The following is a 20,098-nucleotide window of genomic DNA, read 5'->3' on the forward strand; positions in this document are numbered from 1 at the left end:
GGGTGTGTGACTTCGGGATTTGTGGTGTCGGTTGGGGAGCGTGCTGCGCTGGAGCGGGTGTCGCGTTCGGGCTGTGAGCCGTGGCGGCGGGTGCGGCCGGCGAGGGCGCTTTTGGCTTTGGCCGACGGGGGGTCGGTGCGGGGCGTGGCCCGGCGGATGGGCGCTCATCAGGACACGGTGCGCCGCTGGCGCGACGAGTTCGGGCGCTCGGGCGTGGAAGGGCTGGGGGCGGTGGCGCCGGGCCGGGGCCGCAAGCCGTCGGTGCCCGCCGGGGTGGTCGAGGCGATCGTGGCCGACACGCTCGCCGGCGAGCCGCCCGACGGCGCTGTGTGCTGGTCGACGCGCCAGATGGCGGCCCGTCACGGGGTGGGCAAGGACTTCGTCGCCCGGGTGTGGCGCGAGCGAGGGCTGCGGCCGTGGCTCGCGGACGTGTTCAAGGTGTCCGCGGATCCGGACTTCGAGGCGAAGCTCGCCGACGTCATCGGCCTGTATGTGAACCCGCCCGAGCGGGCTGTGGTGTTCAGCTTCGACGAGAAGACCCAGATCCAGGCCCTCGACCGCACCCAGCCGTCGCTGCCGATGCGCCCGGGCCGCAACCGCACCCTCACCCACGACTACAAGCGCAACGGCACCATCGACCTGTTCGCCGCCCTCAACGTCGCCACCGGCGAGGTGCTCCACCAGACCCGCCGCCGCCACACCGGAGGTGACGTTCTGGCGTTCTTCAGATGGATCGACCTGCACACGCCGCGCCACCTCGACGTCCACGTCATCTTGGACAACGTGTCCGCCCACAAGTCCGAGCCCGTCCGCAAATGGCTCGCCCACCCCCGCCGGCGCCGATGGCACCTGCACTTCACCCCCACCAGCTCGAGCTGGGCGAACCTCGTCGAGGGATGGTTCTCGATCCTCACCCGCAAGGCCCTGCGCACCCGATCGTTCGCCTCCGTCGCCGACCTCAAAGAAGCCATCGACCACTGGGCAGCACACTGGAACCACGACCCCCAGCCCCTGCGATGGACCAAAACCGCAGAACACATCATCGCCAAAGTCAAACGAGCCCGAACCGCCCTAAACAAAACCGCGACACACCATTAGCCGCACAGCGTTTGGATGGGAGCGGAAATGAAGAGAAAACTATCAGTGGCATTAGTCATGGTGTTTTGCTTATCCATCACCGTGGAACCCGTTGGCGCTCAAGACGAAGGGACGTCGAGTGACTCCACCAGCGGCGACGAATCTTCAGACCAACAGTCCGAGTTGGACACGAAGGCAGCAAAGAGATCATTCAAGAAGTACCTGCGGAATCTCAACAGAGAGTCGGCGAACCTAGAGAGTGAGAGCGCCGATGGCGAGGACGGAGACGCTGAGTTCTACTCCTGCTGCTACCTTGACTCTGAAACTCATGACGATGAAACAGGCTGTACTACGCGGGCAGATAACCCCCATCTCTCATCGAGCAAACGGCGTTCAGGCAGAGGCAGCTACATCAAGGGCAAGGGCGCAGTCCGTTGCGCTAGCAAGGTTCCATATATTCGTGTAGCTGTGAAACTACAAACACAACGATGGTGGGGAACTTGGCAAAGTGCTACCGGTTGGTATATTCGAGGTAAGGCGAACCGGACAGAATGGTACCATTCCGCGGAACTCAAATTTGACAACCATCAAGGCCGCTTTCGCACATTGGTCGCTAGTGATGTGAAGCTGCGAAATGGCGTATATTATCGCCAAAGGGCACTCTCACCTCACACAAAGATTACAAACCCAGATTGAAGCAAGACGCCGCACCAACGATGCTAGATCATCAAGTTGACACTCGCGAACGACTAAGGGTAGAGGATATTGGGTGCAAAATGTACTCGAGATGGCCCATGGAGACACTACATATCCGGCATGGCTGTTCACGAAGTTCGCTGTAGTCAATTGGTGGATGAATGGAGTCCTCCTCATCGCCGTGCCAATGACAGATTCCTTGCGATGGCGTCTGACCATGGTGGTGAAGGGTACCTAGACCCTGCTTGGTCATCGGCCATAATTGAGCAGCTGTCGCGAAATCCCGGTGATGCAATGGTCTACATGTGCTATCCGGGTTGGCTATCGTTCTTGAACCATCGCAAGGTGAGCGAGAATATATCCGCGCTGAATCTGCAAGAGCTTGGCCTAGAGAAAAAGGCTGCAGAGTCCGCTCCACTCCTGCGATGGTTTCGGGGACAAACCTACAACTCATCAGCACAGCGTTGTTTTCTTGTCGATGTTTTGACCGCGGTTGAACTATTTCGCGCATGTGCCGCGTGGCGAGACGAGACTGTCAAGTCGGATCTATATTCTCGCCAAGGCATTTCGTGCGTGGGCTGGGTACATGAAGTCGCATGTACAAGTGCCCCCTCGATTTGGATAGTCACAGACCCAGAGCTTCCGCTTACGTTGATGAGCGACCGTCCGGGGTTGTATGAAGCCTTGGAGGGGATCCGCCGTGCTGGCATGTGGAATAACTCGACGCAGATCGTGCGCGATGCGCAGGACCTGACGGTAGAGGAATGCTTGACCTTGACCTATCCCGAGGGTCTTACCGGTTGATTGCGAGTTGGACGTGCGGGCAGACTGTCTTGGTTAGACGACTTCACGCCGGTCGGAACGGTCACCTCGGCTTGCTACTACGGTTCTCGGCAATTGTATGTATGTTATTGCCGGTGGGTTGCGTGCAGTCTCCATACATCGAAGGTGCAGAACGTGAAAGCGCTAAGGGTGTTGTCGAGTCGGCCGAATCGGTGTCGGGAATGCAGGATTCAGACATTCCGGTACCATCACTAATTGTGGCATCGCGGTCGGGGCGTCAGTGTCGGGCGAGGCTGCTTGAGGCTGATTGGAGCTACCCGCGAAGCTATGTCCAAGCCTTGGCACCGCCAACGGTACAGAGTTTTCCGGTATGCACCTTTGACGTTCATCTGGATGCTTCTGGTGGTAACGAAATCGGCCTGCTGGAACTCAGCTTTGGGCAGATGTACACATTGCCGGATGTGCTTGATATAACTTGGTTCGAAAGAACACCAGAATCTGATGCTGATGTGCTCGATGTGACGGAGTGCGCCATCGCTGTGGACGAGTGCCACATCACAGAAGATCGGCGCGCAATCGCCGTAATGCCACCGGCGAATGCCGTCAAGGCGGGAGTGTGGGCGATGTGGTTGACACCGCAGGGCGTGGATATCGGCCCAGATTCCTATGGCGCGTTCAACACTGCATTCTGGGGAGTGAGCCTGAGGTGACCTCATCTGCCTTGCGCCCTCAATGCCGGGCTGTATTGTCCGCGGCACGCTCCGATCCATGATTTGCGTAACCCGTCCAACCGCGAGCGTGCTGACGCTTGGGTCCAGCTGACGTCGCCCATCACGTTGGTGCCCGGCCGAAGGCCTCCTTGGGTGTGATGCGCAACATGCGTGCCCCCGATGGGTCGATGTCGCTCGCTGTGCTGTTTGAGGAACGCCGAATTCAAGAATTTCAACGCATGGCCGACAGCGGGCATGACTCGACGCACCAAGCGCTTGATGCAGCCGTCATCGATGCTCTAGGTGTCGGTTCAGAAACTGTGGCGCGTGTCCGAAACGCGCTCGCGGCCGAACCGAGCGGCAGTAGCCCCCCCAAGAGCTGGCGTGTGTCTGTGACTGTTTGTCCGCAGGGCAAGCGTCCGATGGCGGTCGCGAATTGGAGTCTGAGTCCAGGACAACTGGCCGTCGGACTGTCGCTCGGTCAACTGCTCGGCTACGACGGCGAACGCATAGCCGAACTCGCCGTCGCCGAACTCCTCGCCTGATTCCCGCCTGCGGCGTTCCGGCCGCAGCCTCGGGCGTTACCAGGTGTCGACCATGGGGCGCTTCTTGCCGGTGCGCGGGGGCTGCTTGGGAGCTGCCAGCAGCGCCATGCGGATCCAGTCGCGGCTCTCGGCGGGATCGATCACGTCGTCGATCTCGAAGAACGTGGCCGTGTTGACGGCCTTGCCCTGCTCGTACAGGCGGGCGACTCGCTTCTCGTATTCCGCAATGCGCTCTTCGGGATCCTCGATGGCCTCGAGCTCGCGGCGGTAGCCCAGCTTCACGAAGCCCTCGAGGCCCATGCCGCCGAACTCGCCGGTGGGCCATGACACGGTGAACGTCGGCGCCTTGAAGCTGCCGCCGGCCATGGCTTGGGCTCCCAGTCCGTAGCCCTTGCGCAGCACGATGGTCATGAACGGCACCGTCACGTTGGCCGCTGTCACGAACATGCGGGCCGCATGGCGCACCGTCGCCTCGTACTCGGCTTGGGGTCCCACCATGATCCCCGGCGTGTCGCACAGGAACAGCAGCGGGATGTCGTGCGCGTCGCAGAGCTGGATGAAGCGAGCCGCCTTGTCGCCGGTGTCGGCATCGACCGCGCCGCCGAGATGGTGGTTGTTGTTGGCCACCACGCCGATCGGGCGTCCTTCGATTCGTGCCAGCGCCGTGACGCAACCCGGCCCCCAGCCGCGTCGCAGCTCCATCACCGAATCCACATCGCAAAGCTTGTCGATGATGTCGCGTACGTCGTAGGCCCGCAGGCGATTCTCGGGCACCAGGTGCCGCAGTTCGCGCTGGTCGTGGCACTCCCACTCGTCGACAGAGCCCTGGAAGTACGACAGGTACTGCTTGGCGGCCACGATCGCCGCGGCCTCGTCTTCCACCAGCACATCGATGACGCCGTTGGGCCACTGCACGTCGACCGGGCCGACTTCCTCAGGACGGAACACGCCCAGGCCGCCGCCCTCGATCATGGCGGGGCCGCCGACGCCGATGTTGGAGCCCTCGGTGGCGATGATCACGTCGCAGCAGCCCAGCAGCACCGCGTTGCCCGCAAAGCAGCGACCGTTGGTGACGCCCACCAGCGGCACCAAGCCGCTGAGCTGGGCAAAGAAGGTGAACGCCCAGCAGTCCAAGCCCGAGCCGCCGATGCCGTCAGTATCGCCCGGCCGGCCGCCTCCGCCCTCGGCCAGCAGCACCACCGGCAGACGGTTGTGCTCGGCGATCTCGAACATACGGTCCTTCTTGCGGTGGTTGTTCCCGCCCTGGGTGCCCGCCAGCACCATGTAGTCGTAGGACATCACCATGGCCTGAGACTGCTCGGGGCCGAAGAGGTCGCCGTTGACGCTGGCCACGCCGGCCACCATGCCATCGCCCTGGGTGTTGGCGATCAGGTCCTCCATCGAGCGGCGGCGGCGCTGCGCAGCCACCATCAGCGGGCTGTACTCCACGAACGTGCCCGCATCGACGAGGTCGGCCATGTTCTCGCGCGCGGTGCGGTGGCCTCGACCGTGACGCTTCGCGACGGCGTCGGGCCGGTTCTCGTCGAGGCCGAAGCCGCGGCGGTCGAACACTTCGGCCAGATCGGGCCGGATGTAGTCGAGATCGACCGAGGAGGCTGCTTCGGCGAGCTCCACGGAAACCTCGGCCTCCTCGACGAACAGCAACGAATGCCCCTCGTACACCGTGTCACCAGGCGCCACGCCCAGCATTCGCACGATGCCCGTGACCGTCGAGGTCACGACGTGTTCCATCTTCATCGCTTCCATCACCGCGACCTGCTGGCCCTCGGCGACGGGGTCGCCTTCGGCGACAGCGAGCGAGACGATCGTGCCCTGCAGCGGAGCCGCAACTGCGATGCTGCCGTCGGGGCCGGTCACGGTCGCCACCGGCACGCCGTGGAGCGAGGCCGTTCCCGAAGCCATGGCCTGAGCCCGAACAGCGTCGGATGCAGCCCGGTCGGCAGGGGCGTCGTCGATGTCGCCGTGGTGCAGCACGGCCAGCGGATCGTCTCCGACAGTCGCACCAGCCCGTCCGCCGGCGCCAGCGGCGGCTGCCGGCTCGGCAGGCGCCCAGACCGATGCCGCCTGGGCGGCAGCCGTGCACAGCGCCTCGGCGTGATCGGCCACGAAGCTGGTGGTGAGCTCGTTGCTGGTCACTTCGGGCCGGTCGAGCAGCGCGGCGAGGAACCCCAGGTTCGTGGCCACGCCGTCGATGCGGAACTCGCCCAAGGCCCGGCGCGCACGGCGGACCGCGTCGGCGTAGTCACGGCTCGGGCTGTAGGCGATCACCTTGGCGAGCAGCGAGTCGAAGCTGGGATTCGTGCCATATCCCACGTAGCCGTAGGTGTCAGTGCGTAGCCCTGGACCGGTGGGGGGCTCGAAGGCGGTGAGCACACCACCGCTTGGGCGCGAAGTGCCGTCTGGCTGCATCGTCTCGGTGTTGACGCGGCATTGGATGGCGTACCCGCGCGGCGATGGCACGTCTGGCTGCACCAACCCCACATCGGCCAAGCGGGCGCCGCCGGCGATCCGCAACTGCGCGGCCACAAGATCGACGCCGGTGACTTCCTCGGTGACCGTGTGCTCGACCTGGATGCGAGCGTTGACCTCGCAGAAGGCGATCGTGCTCGGGTCGTCGGCGTCGATGAGGAACTCCCAGGTGCCCAGGCTGCGGTAGCCGACTGCTCTGGCCATCTCCACCGCGGCGTCGCACACCGCCTGGCGGGTATCGGGCGTGAGCGTGGGCGAGGGTGCGATCTCGACGATCTTCTGGTTCTGGCGCTGCAGCGTGCATTCCCGCTCGCCCAGATGGGCAACCGACTCGCCGTCGCCGATGATCTGGACCTCGATGTGGCGGGCGCGCTCGATCAGCTGCTCCACGTAGAGATCGCCATTGCCGAACGCGGCGGCAGCCTCGCTGGCGCAGCGCTCATAGGCCGCCTCGAGCTCGCCCGCCGAGCGCACCACGCGCATGCCGCGCCCGCCGCCCCCGGCCAGGGCCTTGATCATCATCGGCCCGTGCTCGGCGAAGAACGCCTGTGCGGCCTCGACCGATGTCGGCTCGGACGTGGCGGGCAGCAGCGGTACGTCGTGCTGCTGCGCGAGTGCCCTCGCTGCGAGCTTGTCGCCGAAGAGCTCGAGTTGGAGCGCGCTGGGCCCCACGAAGGTGATGTCGGCGGCCTTGCACGCAAGCGCCAGGGCCGGGTTCTCGGCGAGGAACCCGTAGCCGGGATGGATCGCGTCGCAGCCGGCCCCCGCAGCGGCACTGATCACCTGGTCGACGTCGAGGTAGGGCGCGACACCCCGGCCGTCGAGCGTGACCGACTCGTCTGCGACCCGTGTGTGCAGCGAGGCAGCGTCGTCGTCTCCGGCGATCGCAACCGTGCCGATGCCGAGCTCGCTGGCCGCCCGCGCCACCCGCACGGCAATCTCGCCGCGGTTCGCAATCAGCAGCTTCTTGAGGCCCATCGATGCCCTTCCCCTTGTGTCACAGCGGTTCCCGACGCAACACCGCGCTGCATCACGATTCGCCGACTAACGCTAGGTGCGAACCCGGCTCGATGCCCACGGCAGCGGCCTCGACCGAGGCGGCGCTGTGCGCCTGCACCAGCTAGACAGCGGGGCAGCGCAAGGAGGGGGAGTGCGATGCCCGTCGACGCCAGAGTTGTTGTCATCCCGCAGGAGGCTGGTGCCGGACCTGAAGTGATGGACGTGACGCTGCCCGATCCGCGCGGTCATCAGGTGGTGGTGAAGCAGTACGCGTCGGGTGTCTGCCACAGCCAGCTGCACACCATTCACAACCCGCGGGCGGCGCCGCAGGTGTTGGGCCACGAGTCCACCGGCGAGGTAGTCGCCGTGGGCGACGACGTGACCGGTCTTGCGCCGGGTGACACGGTGATGGTCACTTGGGTGCCCAAAGACCGGGAGAGCGCGCGCCGCCGGGGCGGACCGCTGCGGCTCGATCTCGACGATGGCCGCACGGCAACCTCCATCAACGTGTTCACCTGGGCCACTCACACCATCGCGGATGAGATGTTCGTGGTGAAGGTGCCCGAGGGCATCGACGTGGAGGCCACCTGCATCATCGGCTGCGCGGTCATTACCGGCGCCGGTGCGGTGCTCCACACCGCCGGAGTGAAGGCCGGGGACAGCGTGGCCGTCTTCGGTGTCGGTGGAGTCGGCCTATCCGCAGTTGCGGCGGCGAACTTCGTCGGGGCCGATCCGATCATCGCCGTGGACCTCTCTGAGGAGAAGCTGGATTTCGCGAAGCGCTTCGGAGCCACCCATGGCGTCAACGCCTCTCACGGCGATCCCGTCGAAGAGATCAGGGCGCTCACAACCGACGAGCACCGCTTCGACATCCGGCGTCAGCCGCTTCGCGGTGTCGACTTCGCCTTCGATTGCATCGGGCATCAGAGCACGATGGCCCAGATCCACGAGGCCACCCGAGCAGGCGAGTTCGGCCAGAGCCGCGGCGGAACAGCGGTGCTCGTCGGCGTGCCCCAGCGCAACCTCGAACTCGACACCTTGCACCTATTCATCGGCGAGCGGGCGTTCATCTCCAGCCTGGGCGGCAGCTGCGAACCGGCCGTCGACTTCCCCCGATTCTTGGAGTGGCACGCCGACGGCAGCCTCGACCTCAACTCGCTGGTGACGCAGAGCTACGCGATTGACGACATCGGCCAGGCAGTCGACGACCTCGAGAACGGAAGGATCGCAGGCCGCTCCATCCTGGTGTTCGACTGACTGGCGGTGCTATTCGGCGAGCGCGGCTTCGATGGCGGCGATGCCGTCAGCGAGCGCTTGGGCCTCGGCGCTGTCGAGCACGCTGTAGATCGGCGCGATCAGCTCGTCGGTGAGCGCTTCGGCGGTCTCCCATTTGGCACGATGCTCGTCGGTGACCTGCGCATCACTCGTCCAGCCGAACATCTCGACGTCGTCGGGCCGGCGCACCCGGTGAGCCATCTCGGTCGACAGGCCCGAAGCCACGATGGCGACGAGGTGCAGGCTGCCACGCAGCTCCCGCAGCACGGCCACGTTCTGGAATGCACGGGCTGCGGTCTCGTCGCTGCGCGGCTCGGATGCGACTGCCGCGAAGAGTGCCTGTGCGGAACTGTCGACGAGTCCGGCGTCGATCACCTTGTCGGCGGCGGCATTGAACGTGCCGAGACCTGCGACACCGCCGAGCTTGGATGAGCCGAACGCGCCCGCGCACTCCATGTAGAGACGGCCTCCGTCACGCGGCGCCATGATCTCCTTGGCCGAATTCCAGATCTTGGCGACCAGAGCTGGGTTGAAGTAGCCGAAGGCGCTGTGCACCACCGTGGCCTCGACATCGCCGAGCACACCGCCGCGGCCCAGCACGTACAGGCGGAAGCCGTCGAGGCCGGCTTCCTTGCCGCGGGCCAGCGTTCCGGGGTCGAAATAGAACCTTGAGCCCAGCGCAGCGATGGGCGGGCACACCGATTGGACGAGTTCACGTGTCTCCATGGGGCGACAGTGTGGCATCGCCCCGCCCCGCATGCCGGGGCGGTCCGGCGTCCGTGTGGCTCAGTGCAGGCGGCGGGCGAACATGTCCAGCAGCAGCTCCCAGTGGCGCTCGGCGGCCGGCTTGTCGTACACCGGACGCTCCGGGAAGACAAATCCGTGGTGCGTGCTGTCCACCCAGTACGTCTGCGCGTCGGTGCCGGCGTCGGCGAAGGCCTTGCAGAGCCGGTCGTAGTGCGCCCGGTCCACGTAGTCGTCGTGCTCGGCCGACATCACCAGCACTTCGCCCCGGATGTCCGGCGCCCGCAGGTGGGGCGAGTCGCTGGCGTCGACCGCCAGCCGGACGCCGTGGATCGATGCGGCGGCGGTGATGGTGTCGGGGTAGTCCGCGGCGAGCCAGATCGCCATCGGCCCGGTCATGCAGTAGCCGGTCGTGCCGACCCGCTCGATGCTGGCAGCCGGGTCGGCGTCGGCATATCGCATCAGGGCTGCGGCATCACGCGACACCATCGCATTGGACAGGTTGGTCATCAGCTCGAACATGAACTGCCGGCTGGCCGGGTCGTCACGCTGCACGATGAAGCCGGGGACATCGCGGTAGTACAGGTTCGGCAGCAGCACGTAGTACCCGACGGTGGCGATGCGGCGGGCCATGTCGTGGAGTTCCTCCCGCTTGCCGGGCGCGTCCATGAGGAACAGCACCGTCGGGAACGGCCCCGGACGCCGCTCGCTCGGCTCGGGATGCACGACAAACGTGCTCATCTCGCCCTCGCCGGTGTCGATCGAGACGTGGTCCTCGAACATTGCTGCCTCCTCGAAGCTCGGTTGGCGGCACCTCGCCTGCCAACGTGCGGCAACGTGCGCCGGCTCTTGTGTAGTGCCTTCGGGACGGCAGTGCTGCTCTGGGTGCGACCTCCGCTGATCGCAGCCGGTGACCGGCATACGATCCCGGGCCATGCAGGCACTCGACTTCGAACCGCAGTACTTCGTCTACGAGGAGATCCGGCCGCGTGTGGCCCGCATCACCATCAACCGGCCCGAGGTGCGCAACGCCATCAACACCCCGGCCCACAAGGAGTGGTCCGACATCCTGGACCACGCCGCCGCCGATGACGACGTGTGGCTGATGGTCATCACCGGGGTGGGCCGGCAGGCGTTCTGTGCCGGCCGCGACCTCAAGCACCTGTCGATGATCCGCCAGTCCGACGAGGCCACCCAGGCAGCGGATCGTGAGCTGATGGGCCAGGTCACGCGGCTGATCGAGCGTTTCGACTATCCCAAGCCGCTGATCGCCCAAGTGAACGGCGTGGCTCTGGGCGGAGGGTTCGAGGTAGCCATGGCGTGCGATCTGGTGGTGGCAGCAGACCACGCCCAGTTCGGGCTGACCGAGCCGTTACGCGGCCTGTATGCCGGCGGCGGGGGAGTGCACCGGCTGCCGCGGCAGATCCCGATGAAGCTGGCCATGGAGTACCTGCTGACGGCCCGAACCATGAGCGCGCAGCGTGCGCTGGAGCTGGGCATCGTCAACGACGTGGTGCCCTACGACGAGCTCGACGCTGCCACTGACCGGCTGATCGACGACATCATGCGGTGCGCGCCGCTATCCATCCAGGCCACCAAGCAGGCGGCGATGCGCGGGCTCGACATGCCGCTCGGCGAGGCGTTCCATCACCCGTATCCGGCGGTGGCCCGCCTGATGGCCAGCGAGGACGTGAAGGAAGGCCCCCGGGCATTCGCCGAAAAGCGCCAACCCAACTGGCAAGGCCGCTGATCAACCGCTGCGCGAGACTGCACCGCTGACGGCTCGGCCCCGACGCGCCGGAGCCCGTCTACGACAGGGGTGATGATGAGCGACGCGACCGCGTTGGCAGAGCAGGTACGGGCTGGCGAGACCGACGCCACGACGACGGTCGACGAGGCCATTGCCCGTTGCGAGCAGGTGAACCCGACGATCAATGCGATCGTCGAGCGAACGTATGCCACAGCGCGAGAGCGGGCAGCTGAGCTTGATGCCGGCGGGGCATCGAGAGGGCTGCTGGCTGGTGTGCCGACTGCGCTGAAGGACCTGTTCTGCCCGGCCGAGGGCGAACCCGGCTACCAGGGCAACCGCCGGTTGGCCGAGCTCAACTACCGCTATCCGGAGACCGGGGCGGTTGCTCGCCGGCTGGCCGAAGCGGGCGCCATCAGCATCGGGCACTCGCACAGTCCTGAGCTCGGCGGCGGGCAGTGCCCTGCCGCTGCCGAGACAGCGCTGTACGGGCCGTGTCGCAACCCATGGAACACCGACCACACCGTGCTCGGCTCGAGCGGCGGCGCGGCGGCTGCGGTCGCGGCGGGCATCGTGCGCATCGCCCACGCCAGCGACGGCGGCGGATCGATCCGCATCCCCGCCAGCGCCAACGGCCTCGTCGGCCTTAAGCCCTCTCGTGGCCGGATCTCCAGCGCCCCGGCGGGTGAAGGCTGGGGAGGCGGCACCACCGATGGTGCCGTTGCGCTCACCGTGCGCGACGCGGCGCTCGCACTCGATGTGCTCGCCGGTCACGAGCCCGGCGACCCGTACGTGCCGGCGCATCCCGCACCCGCAGCCGGCTACGTCGCCGAGGTCGGCCAGCACCCCGGCACGCTGCGAATCGGCGTGAGCTCGACGATCCCCTTCGAAGCAACTGATCCGCTGTGCACGCGAGCGGCCGATGCGGCAGCCGGCTTGCTCGACAGCCTCGGGCACCGGGTCTCCCCGGCACTGCCCGAGCCGATGGCCACCAATGACTACATGTACGACTACGTCCGGATCATGCGGGCGAGCGCAACTGCGACCCTGCGGTCCTACGAGGGGGTGCTCGGCCGCCCCTGGACCGAGAACGACATGGAGCCAGTCGCATGGATCAACTACCAGCGCGGCACCAAGATCAGCGGTCCGGACTTGCTGGCCAGCCGGGAGCGCTTGCATCAGTTCACGCGGCAGATCGTGCGGTGGTGGAACGCCGAGCCCGGTCAAGGCGACGGCTTTGATCTGCTGCTGACGCCCACGCTGGGCGTCGTGCCGCCCCCGGTCGGCTTTCTCGTCGAGGGTGACGAGCGCACGCTCACCAAGCGACTGGCCAAGGTCACGCCGTACCTGCCGCAGTTCAACGTCAGCGGGCAGCCGGCCATCTCGGTGCCGCTGGGCACGCCCGAGGGCATGTCACCCGAAGGCCTGCCTATCGGCGTGCAACTCGTGGCAGCGCCCGGCCGTGAGGACGTGCTGCTGCGCGTGGCAGCCCAGTTGGAACAAGTCGCACCGTGGGCTCAACGCCGTCCGCCGGTGCACGCAGACGCCTGAGAGTCGGCGCCGCTGGGGGCGGTCAGAGCTTCGTGCGGGACTGGTCGAGCACCACGAGGGAGAGCGCGAACATCACCACTGCCATCCCGACGAACTGCCACAGCGACACCTGATCGCCCAGGAACACCCAAGCCATCAGCGTACTGGTGACGGGGATGGCCAGCGTCATCGTGGAGCCCAGCCACGACGGGATGCGCACCAGCGACCAGTTCATCAGCATGTGGCTGGCAACGCCGGGGCCGATGGCCATGATGCCCAGCCACAGCCACGCGCCCGCCGAGGGCCAATGGAACACTTGGCCGGAGGCGAGCGCGAACGGCGCGGCCACCAGCGAGCACACCAATGCGCTGCCGCCCGTGTACTGGGCTGCTGCGATCTTCTGCGTGCTGAGCTTCGAGAACACGAAATAGCCCGTCCACGCGAACAAGGCACCGAACGCCAGCAGATCGCCGAACACGCTCCACTCGGTCAGGCCCGACGAGCCCAACACGACGATCGCGATGCCGCCGATCGCCACCATCGCCAGCCCCCAATGGCGTCGTCCCGGCTGCTCGCCGAAGATCCTCGGTGCCAGGAACAGCATCAGAAGCGGCTGCAGCGAGGCAACCACCGTGGCGTTGGCCACCGTGGTCATCCGCAAGGCGACGAAGAACAGCATGATGTCGAACGCCAGCGAGAACCCGCCCCAGAACGAGATCTTGATCGACGACAGCCGCAGCGGCGTGCGGTTGGCCCACAGGAACAGCGCGACGAGCCCGGTGTAGAGCCACATCCGCCAGAACACGACAGCCAGCGGCCCCAGCTCGGAGATGCCCTTGGCGATCACGCCAGAGGCGGCCCATCCCACCATCGCCACCGCAGCGGCGGGCACGCCGAGCGCACGTTCGGACAGCGCGGGTGCACCGCGTCCCCCGTACGGCGCTCCCGGCGCCGAACCCGATCCGATGTCGGCCATGTGCGTGCTCCAGCCCCGCCGTTCCCGCCTGCACGTCACGGCAGCGGGCATGCCGATCCGACCCCGAGAAGTGCTGCGGGGAACACTACGCCCGGCGATCACGGCAAGTGCAGTTGCCCGGGGCCAAGACCCAGTAGCTGAGCCGTATGGCGAAGCCGCGGCCCGAGTGGCCCGTGAGCGAAGCGAACTAGTCGCTATCGCTGCTCCCTGCGATCTCGCGCGACTCGGCGGCTGCGGCGCCGAAGATGCCGATCGACATCAGCGACTGCTCGGCCGCCCGTCGGGCCTCGTAGATCTCGGCTCGAACGCCGTGCAAGCTGGCCGATGACGGGTCGGCTGCCACAGCCAGCTCGATCAGGTGGCACGCCAGCTTGAGATCGCCGGCCTCGACCAGTTCCTGCGCTCGCTGTGCGAAGACCTCGGCACCGCCTCCCAAGTGCACCAGCTCGCCGGCCAGCGCCGCTTTGGATGACGGCTTCAGGTAGGCGGGATCGAGATCCCACCAGCCGCCGTACATGCGCCAGATGTTGCGGATCACGAATTCGGGCTCGTCGTACACCGGCCGCATCCACGGACGCTCCAGCCACTCGGCGGGCAGCGTGACGCTCTGGAGGATCTCGTCCAGCGACGCGCCCTCGTTCATGAGGTCGATCGTCTGGCTCACCAGCGTCTCCAGTGCCTCGGCCAGCGTCAGCAGCACGGTGGCGATGCGCTCGCGGCCCCGCACGGGCGGACCGTGTGCGGGTATCAGCAGCTCAGGTTCGAGGGCGTCCATGCTGCGCAGCGCCCGAGCCCATTCCAGCGGGTAACGCTGCACCTTCTGGGGATTGCCGGCGTTGGGGAACACCCACACGACCAGGTCGCCGGGGCAGATCGCCCGGTGCGAGGGCACCCATGCCCAGGTGTGATCGTCGGTCTCGCCCTTGTCGTGATGGAGCTCGATGCCGAGCCCGCCGACCGACAACGAGTCATTCGAGCTGTAGGTGCGCGTCGGCCACAGCGCATCGGCAGGCAGGAAGCTCGGCTCGTCACCGGTGATGCCGACGCCACGATGGCGCAGCGTGGCCCCGAACTGGCGTCGGTTGATGATGAGGTTGTAGCCGTTGGTGGCGTTGTAGCGCTCGAAGCGCGGGATCACGTTGTCATGCCCCACCACCTGGGGAGTCGGCTCGCCTCGCTCTGCCGCATCGGCGGCCAGTGCCCCGCTTCCTCCCACATGATCGATGTGACCGTGCGTGTACAGCAGCGTGTCGATGCGATCAGTGGACCAGCGACGCAACGATTCCACGACCGCCACGCCGTTCAGCGGCCCGCTGGCATCGAAGCACACCAAACCGTCGTCGGTGCCGAAGGCGACCATATTGCTGAATGCCTCGATCACCGCCACGTCGTCGTCAATCTCGCTGAGCGCGTTGTCGACCCGCACGATCCGCTCGTCGGCCACGCCCGTGTCGATGAGCCGGCTCGACAGCTCAATGGGGTCAACGGTCTTGGTCGGTGCCACAACGCGCCTTTCCGGTTCCACCGACAGTCGGCGCCGAGGCGTCGCCGAGCCAGCGCAGTTCGTCACCGCCGGCTCAGTCCTGCAGCAGGTACGCCGAGTGCAGCACCTCGGGCTGGTGGATCAGCTCTTCTGCGGTGCCGTCGTAGCGGATGCGACCGCCTTCGAGCACGTACGCCTTGGTGGCCATTGCCAGCGCGACCTGGGCGAACTGCTCGATCAGCAGCACCGCCACGCCGCTGTCGGCCACCTCAGCCAGCACCGGCGTGAGCCGCTTCACGACGATGGGCGCCAAACCCAGCGACAGCTCGTCGACGACGAGCACCTTGGGCCGAGACACCAGCGCCTGGGCCAGCACCACCATCTGCTGCTCGCCCCCCGACAGCAGGCGGCCAAAGCTCTCCCAGCGACGGTCCAACTCGGGAAACAGCGACCGCGCGTATTCGACGCCGTCCGCAGCGGCCTCCTCGTCGAGCGAGTAGGTCGCCACACGCATGTTGTCGGCCACGGTCAGATCGGTGAGCAACCGGCGCCCCTCGGGAATGACCGACACTCCTGCATGACGCACCCGCTCCGGTCGCCAACTGGTGATGTTCTCGCCGCCCAGCGTGACCTGCCCCGAGCGCACTCGGGCCAGACCGGCAATCGCAGCGGCGAGGCTGGACTTGCCGGCACCGTTGGGTCCCAGCATCGTGGTGATCTCACCCGGAGGCACCTCGATGGAGACATCGTGGACGACGGGCCGCCCGCCGCGGTCGACGGTCAGATCGCTGAGCACCAGATTGGACATGGCGGCACCATCCGCGGCGACACTTGTCACGTTGCCGTCCGACGGCACTCCGTCAGCCACGGTCACGCCTCCTCGTCGCCGACGTAGGCCGCAAGCACTCGCTCGTCGTGCAGCACTTCGGCCGTGGGACCCGCGGCGACAAGCCGACCGAAATCGAGCACTGCTGTCCAGTCGCAGCACGCCTGCACCAGCGACATGTCGTGGTCCACCAGGATCACCGTGGCACCTGTGCGTTCGGGCACGCTTCGAATGATCTGTGCCAGATGATCGGTCTCCTCCTCGGGCAGCCCGGCAGCAGGCTCATCGAGCAGCACCACCTTGGGCTCGCCCACGATGGCCCGCGCTACTTCGATGAAGCGACGATCACGCTGCGACAGTGTGCGGACCACCTTGTCGCGAACATCGCTCAGCCCGACGAACGCCAGCACGTCGTCGACAGAGTCCTGTCGCTCGGCGCGAGATCCCTCGGCGGCGTGCTCGTGGACCGTCCGCACGTTCTCGTACACGGTCAGGCTCTCGATGGTCTGCACTGTCTGGAAGGTTCTTCGTACTCCCCAGCGAGCCCGCCGGTAGTCCGTCATGTCCAAGAGGTCGACATCGTCGATGAGGATGCGGCCGGCTACCGGGGTCACGAAGCCCGACATGACGTTGAACAGCGTGGTCTTGCCGGCACCGTTGGGGCCGATCAGACCGCAGTTGCCGCCCGGAAAGGTGAGCGTCACCTCGTCGAGCGAACGGACGCCGCCGAACTGCACGCTCAGGTCGGTGATCTCGATCATTCCAGCAGGCCCTTCTTGTCCATGGCCCTCGTCGTCTGGATGAGGTTGATCATCAAGCCGATGCCGAAGATGGTGAGCGCGAAGTCGTTCCAGAACTGATGGCCGATGACGTTCTGGGTCAGGAAGGGCAGCAAGATCGTCGCAAAGAAGGCCGCCAGCAGCGCGCCCCACAGCGAACCGATGCCGCCCATCAGCACGACTGCGATCAAGAACAGCGCTGCCTGCCGGTTGAACTGGTCGACGCCGATCGACCACTGCACATGGGCGCCGTAGAGCCCACCCGCCACGCCTGCCATGAACGCGGCGAGTCCGAATGCCATCAGCTTGTAGCGCGTGACGCTGATGCCCGAGGCCAGCGCCGACGGCTCACTCTGGTGGACCGAAGCCCAAGCGCGTCCGGGCTTGGATGCGAGGAAAGCGACCGCGAGCATGAAGATGACGCACGCCACGATCACGACAAACCTGAAGTACGCGATATCCCCTTCGGCGAAGGTGGGCCGTGGCACTGGGGCCCGATCGCTCATCGTCAGCGCGAGCCCGTTGAAGCCAGGGCCGCCATTCGCGAACTTCAGCCGGAACAGGATGACCTCGACCCCGACGGCGAGCATGAGCGTCACGAGCGCCAGGTAGAGCCCGCTGACGCGCAGCGCTGGCAGGCCGATGAGCAATCCGATGATGGCGGCCACACCGCCGCCGATGACCAGCAATACCGGGTAGGGGATGTCGGTGGCGAACGCGAGGCGAATCGTCACCCAAGCACCGATGCCGTAGGGAGCAACCTGGCCCAGCGATACGAGACCGACCCTGCCGTACAGCATCCCAACACTCGCGGCGACCATCGAGTAGATCGCCATCTGGGTGAAGTTGAAGATCCAGGTGGCGTCGAAGATCGACGGCATGGCAAAGAGGGCGAAAACCATCAACCCGGCGACAATTGTCGGCTGGAACGCCCGGTGCGAGAACACGCGGCCCACCATCAGGTCATCTCCCTGCCGGCGAGCACGACGGTTCGCCGCCGCGAGATCCACAGAATCGCGACTACCGCGACCACGACTGGAGTCAGCCGTCGGAGCTCGGAGAGGAACTTCAGGTTGCCGCTGAACGGCGTCAGCAACGACTCCACCACCCCGATGAGCAGGCTGGCGCCGAAGGTGACCCACAGCGAGCGCAGCTGGCCGACGATGGCTCCGGCCAGCGCCGGGATGACGAACCACGTGAGCGTGGCCTGGTCCATGCTTTTGAAGAGAGACGGCAGCAGCAGGAACACGCAGCCGCACAGCAGTCCCGCGCCGAACCACGCAATCGCTTCGACCCGTCGAACCGGCACTCCCAGCAGGCCCGACGTCTCACGGTTGTTGGCAATTGCCCGCATCGCCGTGCCGGTGTCGGTGCGCTTGAGGTACTGCCCGACGCCGATGACGACGGCCAATGCGAACAGCAGCGCCAGGATCTGGTTGGTGGACACGACGGTTCCGCCGACGGTGAAGGTCGACTTGGGAAAGTGCAGCGATCGGGGTTTCGACGTGTCCCACCGCTGCTTCATGATGCCCATCAGAATGAGCGTCAGTGCCACGGTTCCCAGCGACTTCACTAGGGCGTCGCGCTTGTCCAACAGCGGGGCGAACACGCGGCCATAGACCAAAAAGAGGAGCGCACAGATCGCCACCAGCGCCGGGTACAGCAGGATTCTGAACCCCGACACCTGAGGCTCGGGCACCATGATCGAGCCGCCCATGAGCGACCAGACGATGTGGACCCCCATCGACCCGATGGCGCCGAAGGCCAGATTTACCACGCCGGTGGTGCGGTACAGGACGACGATGCTCGTCCCCGTCACCGCATACATCGCTCCGAATGCCAAGCCTTGAATCAGGAATGGCAGCAGTATCGAACTGTCAGGCATCCGAAGCGAAGTATGCGGTGAGTATCGGGTGTTGCGCTACGCGGCTCAGCTGCCCGAGCCCAGGCCGCCCTTCCAGTTGTTCGGCTCATCCGAGGTCAGTCCGCCCGCAGCTTCAGCTTCTCGCACGGCGACCAGGATCGGCTCGATGGCGGCGATCTCGAAGCAACCGGACTCGTCGATCATGCGGTCGACGCCGTCAGGAACCACGTTGTAGTCCCAGTTGTTCGGAACGTTGCCAAGCTCCAGCCCGCCGAAGTACCACGGCTTGCACAGGTGGTCTGACTGGAAGTTCTTGACCGCTCCGATAGCGGCGTTCACTGCGACCGGGTCGTCAAGATCGGCTGGGTCCATGCCGAGCAGTGCGTGCACGATGATCCGTCCAGCCACGAAGCCCATCTGCTGGAAGCTCCCCAGCGGCGATTCGGGCCAGTACTCGGCGGAAACCTGCCGATACAGCTCCACGTCCGGTCGGGGATCGTCCAGCAGGCTGAACTCGGCGTTGACGTTGACCTTGCCTTCCCATGCCGCACCGAGCGCGACGACCACCGAGCTGTCATTCAACGGCGTGGAAGCGCCCCAGATGACCCGATCGATCAGGCCCTGCTCCTCGGCGGCCTTGAGGATCTTCAAGCCCTCCGGCGGGGTGTAGTTGAGCAGTACGCCGCCGCCGTCGCCGGCACGGTTCACCAGGTCGAGCGCGACGGACGTGGCGTCCTGGATCGGCAGCTCGTACTGCACGTCCTCCCATTCGAGGCCGGACTGTTCAATGAAGACACCCGCCAGCGAGTTGGCATATTCCGCCGCGGGCGAGACGCCTGTGGTGGTGACAACTTTGTTCACTGGACCCTTCGCGATGACTGCCTGGGCGGCACCCAGCAGCGAGTACGCCGGGCCCATATTGGTCGCGGCGATGTTGGGCGAGCTGAAGCACTCGCCGGGCACCCCGGCCAGCACCACGTTGTAGCCCTGTTCCTCGTAGTAGGCCGCATTCACCGGGCAGTCCAGGATCGAGAAACCGCCGCCGATGGCGACAAGCTGGTCGGTCTCGATCAGCTTGCGGGCGGCAGCCGCGGCGTCTTCGGGAGTGCCGTTGTCGTTCTCCCACACCATCTGGATCGGGCGGCCGTGAATGCCGCCGTTGTCGTTCACGCAGTCGAAGTACGCCTGCATCATGAGCGGACCGCTCGAGAAGTCGATGCCGGGAATAGAGGTCGTTACGTTGCCGATGACGATCGGCTCTCCGGTCGCCGGTTCGCCGGTACCTAGGCCGCAGAAGTCGCCGGCCTGGTCCATGGCCATGGCATCGTCGGCCATGTCGTCATCCATGTCGTCCGCCGGTGCCGGAGCTTCGGTAGCGGCCGGTGCCTCAGTGGCCGCTGGCGCTTGCGTTGCGGCCGTATCGGCTTCGTCGTCGCTAGCGCAGGCTGCGGTTACGAGCACAAACACGAATGCGATTGCTGTCAATTTGCGAAGCATGTGCTTCCCCCTCCGTGTGGCGACTAGGAGCATCCCCCAGTCAGGAACCCGGCTCATCTTGAGCCCACGCCCCCTAC

Annotated in this window: 17 protein-coding genes; 7 read left to right on the top strand and 10 right to left on the bottom strand. The window is 65.9% G+C overall.

Annotated elements, in window-relative coordinates:
- The first annotated feature begins 6 nt into the window (after nt 1-6).
- The 4 genes from ACOGW9_RS15210 to ACOGW9_RS15225 all read left to right on the top strand — a co-directional run bounded on the left by ACOGW9_RS15210 (nt 7) and on the right by ACOGW9_RS15225 (nt 3,811).
- Nucleotides 7-1,098 carry an IS630 family transposase gene (locus ACOGW9_RS15210; protein WP_419908107.1) on the top strand — a complete coding sequence of 364 codons (1,092 nt, stop codon included), beginning with the start codon at nt 7-9 and terminating at the stop codon, nt 1,096-1,098.
- A 1,329-nt stretch (nt 1,099-2,427) separates the two neighbouring features.
- The gene (locus ACOGW9_RS15215; RefSeq protein WP_419912738.1) at nt 2,428-2,577 is read left to right on the top strand and encodes a hypothetical protein; all 150 of its coding nucleotides are present in this window, start codon (nt 2,428-2,430) and stop codon (nt 2,575-2,577) included.
- 101 nt (nt 2,578-2,678) lie between these two features.
- Nucleotides 2,679-3,266 carry a hypothetical protein gene (locus ACOGW9_RS15220; protein ID WP_419912740.1) on the top strand — a complete coding sequence of 196 codons (588 nt, stop codon included), beginning with the start codon at nt 2,679-2,681 and terminating at the stop codon, nt 3,264-3,266.
- A gap of 188 nt (nt 3,267-3,454) precedes the next feature.
- Nucleotides 3,455-3,811, top strand: coding sequence for a hypothetical protein (locus ACOGW9_RS15225; RefSeq protein ID WP_419912742.1), 357 nt, complete (start codon nt 3,455-3,457; stop codon nt 3,809-3,811).
- A gap of 36 nt (nt 3,812-3,847) precedes the next feature.
- Here the strand turns inward: ACOGW9_RS15225 and ACOGW9_RS15230 are convergent, their stop codons facing one another.
- Nucleotides 3,848-7,279, bottom strand: a complete 3,432-nt coding sequence (locus ACOGW9_RS15230) for a carboxyl transferase domain-containing protein (protein ID WP_419912744.1) — start codon at nt 7,277-7,279, stop codon at nt 3,848-3,850.
- A 177-nt stretch (nt 7,280-7,456) separates the two neighbouring features.
- Here ACOGW9_RS15230 and ACOGW9_RS15235 point away from each other — a divergent pair, with 177 nt between their 5' ends.
- Nucleotides 7,457-8,557, top strand: a complete 1,101-nt coding sequence (locus ACOGW9_RS15235; RefSeq protein WP_419912746.1) for a zinc-binding dehydrogenase — start codon at nt 7,457-7,459, stop codon at nt 8,555-8,557.
- A gap of 9 nt (nt 8,558-8,566) precedes the next feature.
- On the opposite strand, the gene ACOGW9_RS15240 is transcribed toward ACOGW9_RS15235, so the two are convergent.
- Nucleotides 8,567-9,301, bottom strand: coding sequence for an SCO6745 family protein (locus tag ACOGW9_RS15240; RefSeq protein WP_419912748.1), 735 nt, complete (start codon nt 9,299-9,301; stop codon nt 8,567-8,569).
- 60 nt (nt 9,302-9,361) lie between these two features.
- Nucleotides 9,362-10,102: a dienelactone hydrolase family protein gene (locus ACOGW9_RS15245; protein WP_419912750.1), complete on the bottom strand. Its 741-nt coding sequence runs from the start codon at nt 10,100-10,102 to the stop codon at nt 9,362-9,364.
- A 151-nt stretch (nt 10,103-10,253) separates the two neighbouring features.
- Here ACOGW9_RS15245 and ACOGW9_RS15250 point away from each other — a divergent pair, with 151 nt between their 5' ends.
- Nucleotides 10,254-11,069, top strand: coding sequence for an enoyl-CoA hydratase-related protein (locus tag ACOGW9_RS15250; protein ID WP_419912752.1), 816 nt, complete (start codon nt 10,254-10,256; stop codon nt 11,067-11,069).
- 75 nt (nt 11,070-11,144) lie between these two features.
- Nucleotides 11,145-12,617 carry an amidase gene (locus ACOGW9_RS15255; RefSeq protein WP_419912754.1) on the top strand — a complete coding sequence of 491 codons (1,473 nt, stop codon included), beginning with the start codon at nt 11,145-11,147 and terminating at the stop codon, nt 12,615-12,617.
- Nucleotides 12,618-12,639: 22 nt separating this feature from the next.
- On the opposite strand, the gene ACOGW9_RS15260 is transcribed toward ACOGW9_RS15255, so the two are convergent.
- The 7 genes from ACOGW9_RS15260 to ACOGW9_RS15290 all read right to left on the bottom strand — a co-directional run bounded on the left by ACOGW9_RS15260 (nt 12,640) and on the right by ACOGW9_RS15290 (nt 20,009).
- Entirely contained in the window at nt 12,640-13,572 is a 933-nt protein-coding gene (locus ACOGW9_RS15260) for a DMT family transporter (protein WP_419912756.1), read from the bottom strand.
- 187 nt (nt 13,573-13,759) lie between these two features.
- On the bottom strand, nt 13,760-15,076 hold the full coding sequence (locus ACOGW9_RS15265) for an alkyl sulfatase dimerization domain-containing protein (RefSeq protein ID WP_419912758.1): 1,317 nt from the start codon (nt 15,074-15,076) through the stop codon (nt 13,760-13,762).
- Nucleotides 15,077-15,149: 73 nt separating this feature from the next.
- Nucleotides 15,150-15,923, bottom strand: a complete 774-nt coding sequence (locus tag ACOGW9_RS15270; RefSeq protein ID WP_419912760.1) for an ABC transporter ATP-binding protein — start codon at nt 15,921-15,923, stop codon at nt 15,150-15,152.
- A 2-nt stretch (nt 15,924-15,925) separates the two neighbouring features.
- Nucleotides 15,926-16,642 carry an ABC transporter ATP-binding protein gene (locus ACOGW9_RS15275; RefSeq protein WP_419912762.1) on the bottom strand — a complete coding sequence of 239 codons (717 nt, stop codon included), beginning with the start codon at nt 16,640-16,642 and terminating at the stop codon, nt 15,926-15,928.
- Entirely contained in the window at nt 16,639-17,619 is a 981-nt protein-coding gene (locus ACOGW9_RS15280; protein ID WP_419912764.1) for a branched-chain amino acid ABC transporter permease, read from the bottom strand. Before ACOGW9_RS15280 ends, ACOGW9_RS15275 begins: the two co-directional genes overlap by 4 nt.
- A complete protein-coding gene (locus ACOGW9_RS15285) occupies nt 17,619-18,545 on the bottom strand; it encodes a branched-chain amino acid ABC transporter permease (protein WP_419912766.1) in 927 nt (308 codons plus the stop codon). Before ACOGW9_RS15285 ends, ACOGW9_RS15280 begins: the two co-directional genes overlap by 1 nt.
- Before the next feature lie 45 nt (nt 18,546-18,590).
- Nucleotides 18,591-20,009, bottom strand: coding sequence for an ABC transporter substrate-binding protein (locus tag ACOGW9_RS15290; protein ID WP_419912768.1), 1,419 nt, complete (start codon nt 20,007-20,009; stop codon nt 18,591-18,593).
- Nucleotides 20,010-20,098: the final 89 nt, after the last annotated feature.

Origin of the sequence: Candidatus Poriferisodalis sp., from assembly GCF_965203655.1 — a bacterium.
GTDB lineage: Bacteria > Actinomycetota > Acidimicrobiia > Acidimicrobiales > Poriferisodalaceae > Poriferisodalis.

What these genes read in the sequence shown, in the direction of transcription:
- ACOGW9_RS15235 (WP_419912746.1), top strand. Translation starts at nt 7,457, where the DNA reads ATGCCCGTCGACGCCAGAGTTGTTGTCATCCCGCAGGAGGCTGGTGCC.
- ACOGW9_RS15215 (WP_419912738.1), top strand. Translation starts at nt 2,428, where the DNA reads ATGAGCGACCGTCCGGGGTTGTATGAAGCCTTGGAGGGGATCCGCCGT.
- ACOGW9_RS15250 (WP_419912752.1), top strand. Translation starts at nt 10,254, where the DNA reads ATGCAGGCACTCGACTTCGAACCGCAGTACTTCGTCTACGAGGAGATC.
- ACOGW9_RS15240 (WP_419912748.1), bottom strand. Translation starts at nt 9,301, where the DNA reads ATGGAGACACGTGAACTCGTCCAATCGGTGTGCCCGCCCATCGCTGCG.
- ACOGW9_RS15245 (WP_419912750.1), bottom strand. Translation starts at nt 10,102, where the DNA reads ATGTTCGAGGACCACGTCTCGATCGACACCGGCGAGGGCGAGATGAGC.
- ACOGW9_RS15225 (WP_419912742.1), top strand. Translation starts at nt 3,455, where the DNA reads ATGTCGCTCGCTGTGCTGTTTGAGGAACGCCGAATTCAAGAATTTCAA.
- ACOGW9_RS15255 (WP_419912754.1), top strand. Translation starts at nt 11,145, where the DNA reads ATGAGCGACGCGACCGCGTTGGCAGAGCAGGTACGGGCTGGCGAGACC.
- ACOGW9_RS15285 (WP_419912766.1), bottom strand. Translation starts at nt 18,545, where the DNA reads ATGCCTGACAGTTCGATACTGCTGCCATTCCTGATTCAAGGCTTGGCA.
- ACOGW9_RS15275 (WP_419912762.1), bottom strand. Translation starts at nt 16,642, where the DNA reads ATGATCGAGATCACCGACCTGAGCGTGCAGTTCGGCGGCGTCCGTTCG.
- ACOGW9_RS15230 (WP_419912744.1), bottom strand. Translation starts at nt 7,279, where the DNA reads ATGGGCCTCAAGAAGCTGCTGATTGCGAACCGCGGCGAGATTGCCGTG.
- ACOGW9_RS15260 (WP_419912756.1), bottom strand. Translation starts at nt 13,572, where the DNA reads ATGGCCGACATCGGATCGGGTTCGGCGCCGGGAGCGCCGTACGGGGGA.
- ACOGW9_RS15280 (WP_419912764.1), bottom strand. Translation starts at nt 17,619, where the DNA reads ATGGTGGGCCGCGTGTTCTCGCACCGGGCGTTCCAGCCGACAATTGTC.
- ACOGW9_RS15220 (WP_419912740.1), top strand. Translation starts at nt 2,679, where the DNA reads ATGTTATTGCCGGTGGGTTGCGTGCAGTCTCCATACATCGAAGGTGCA.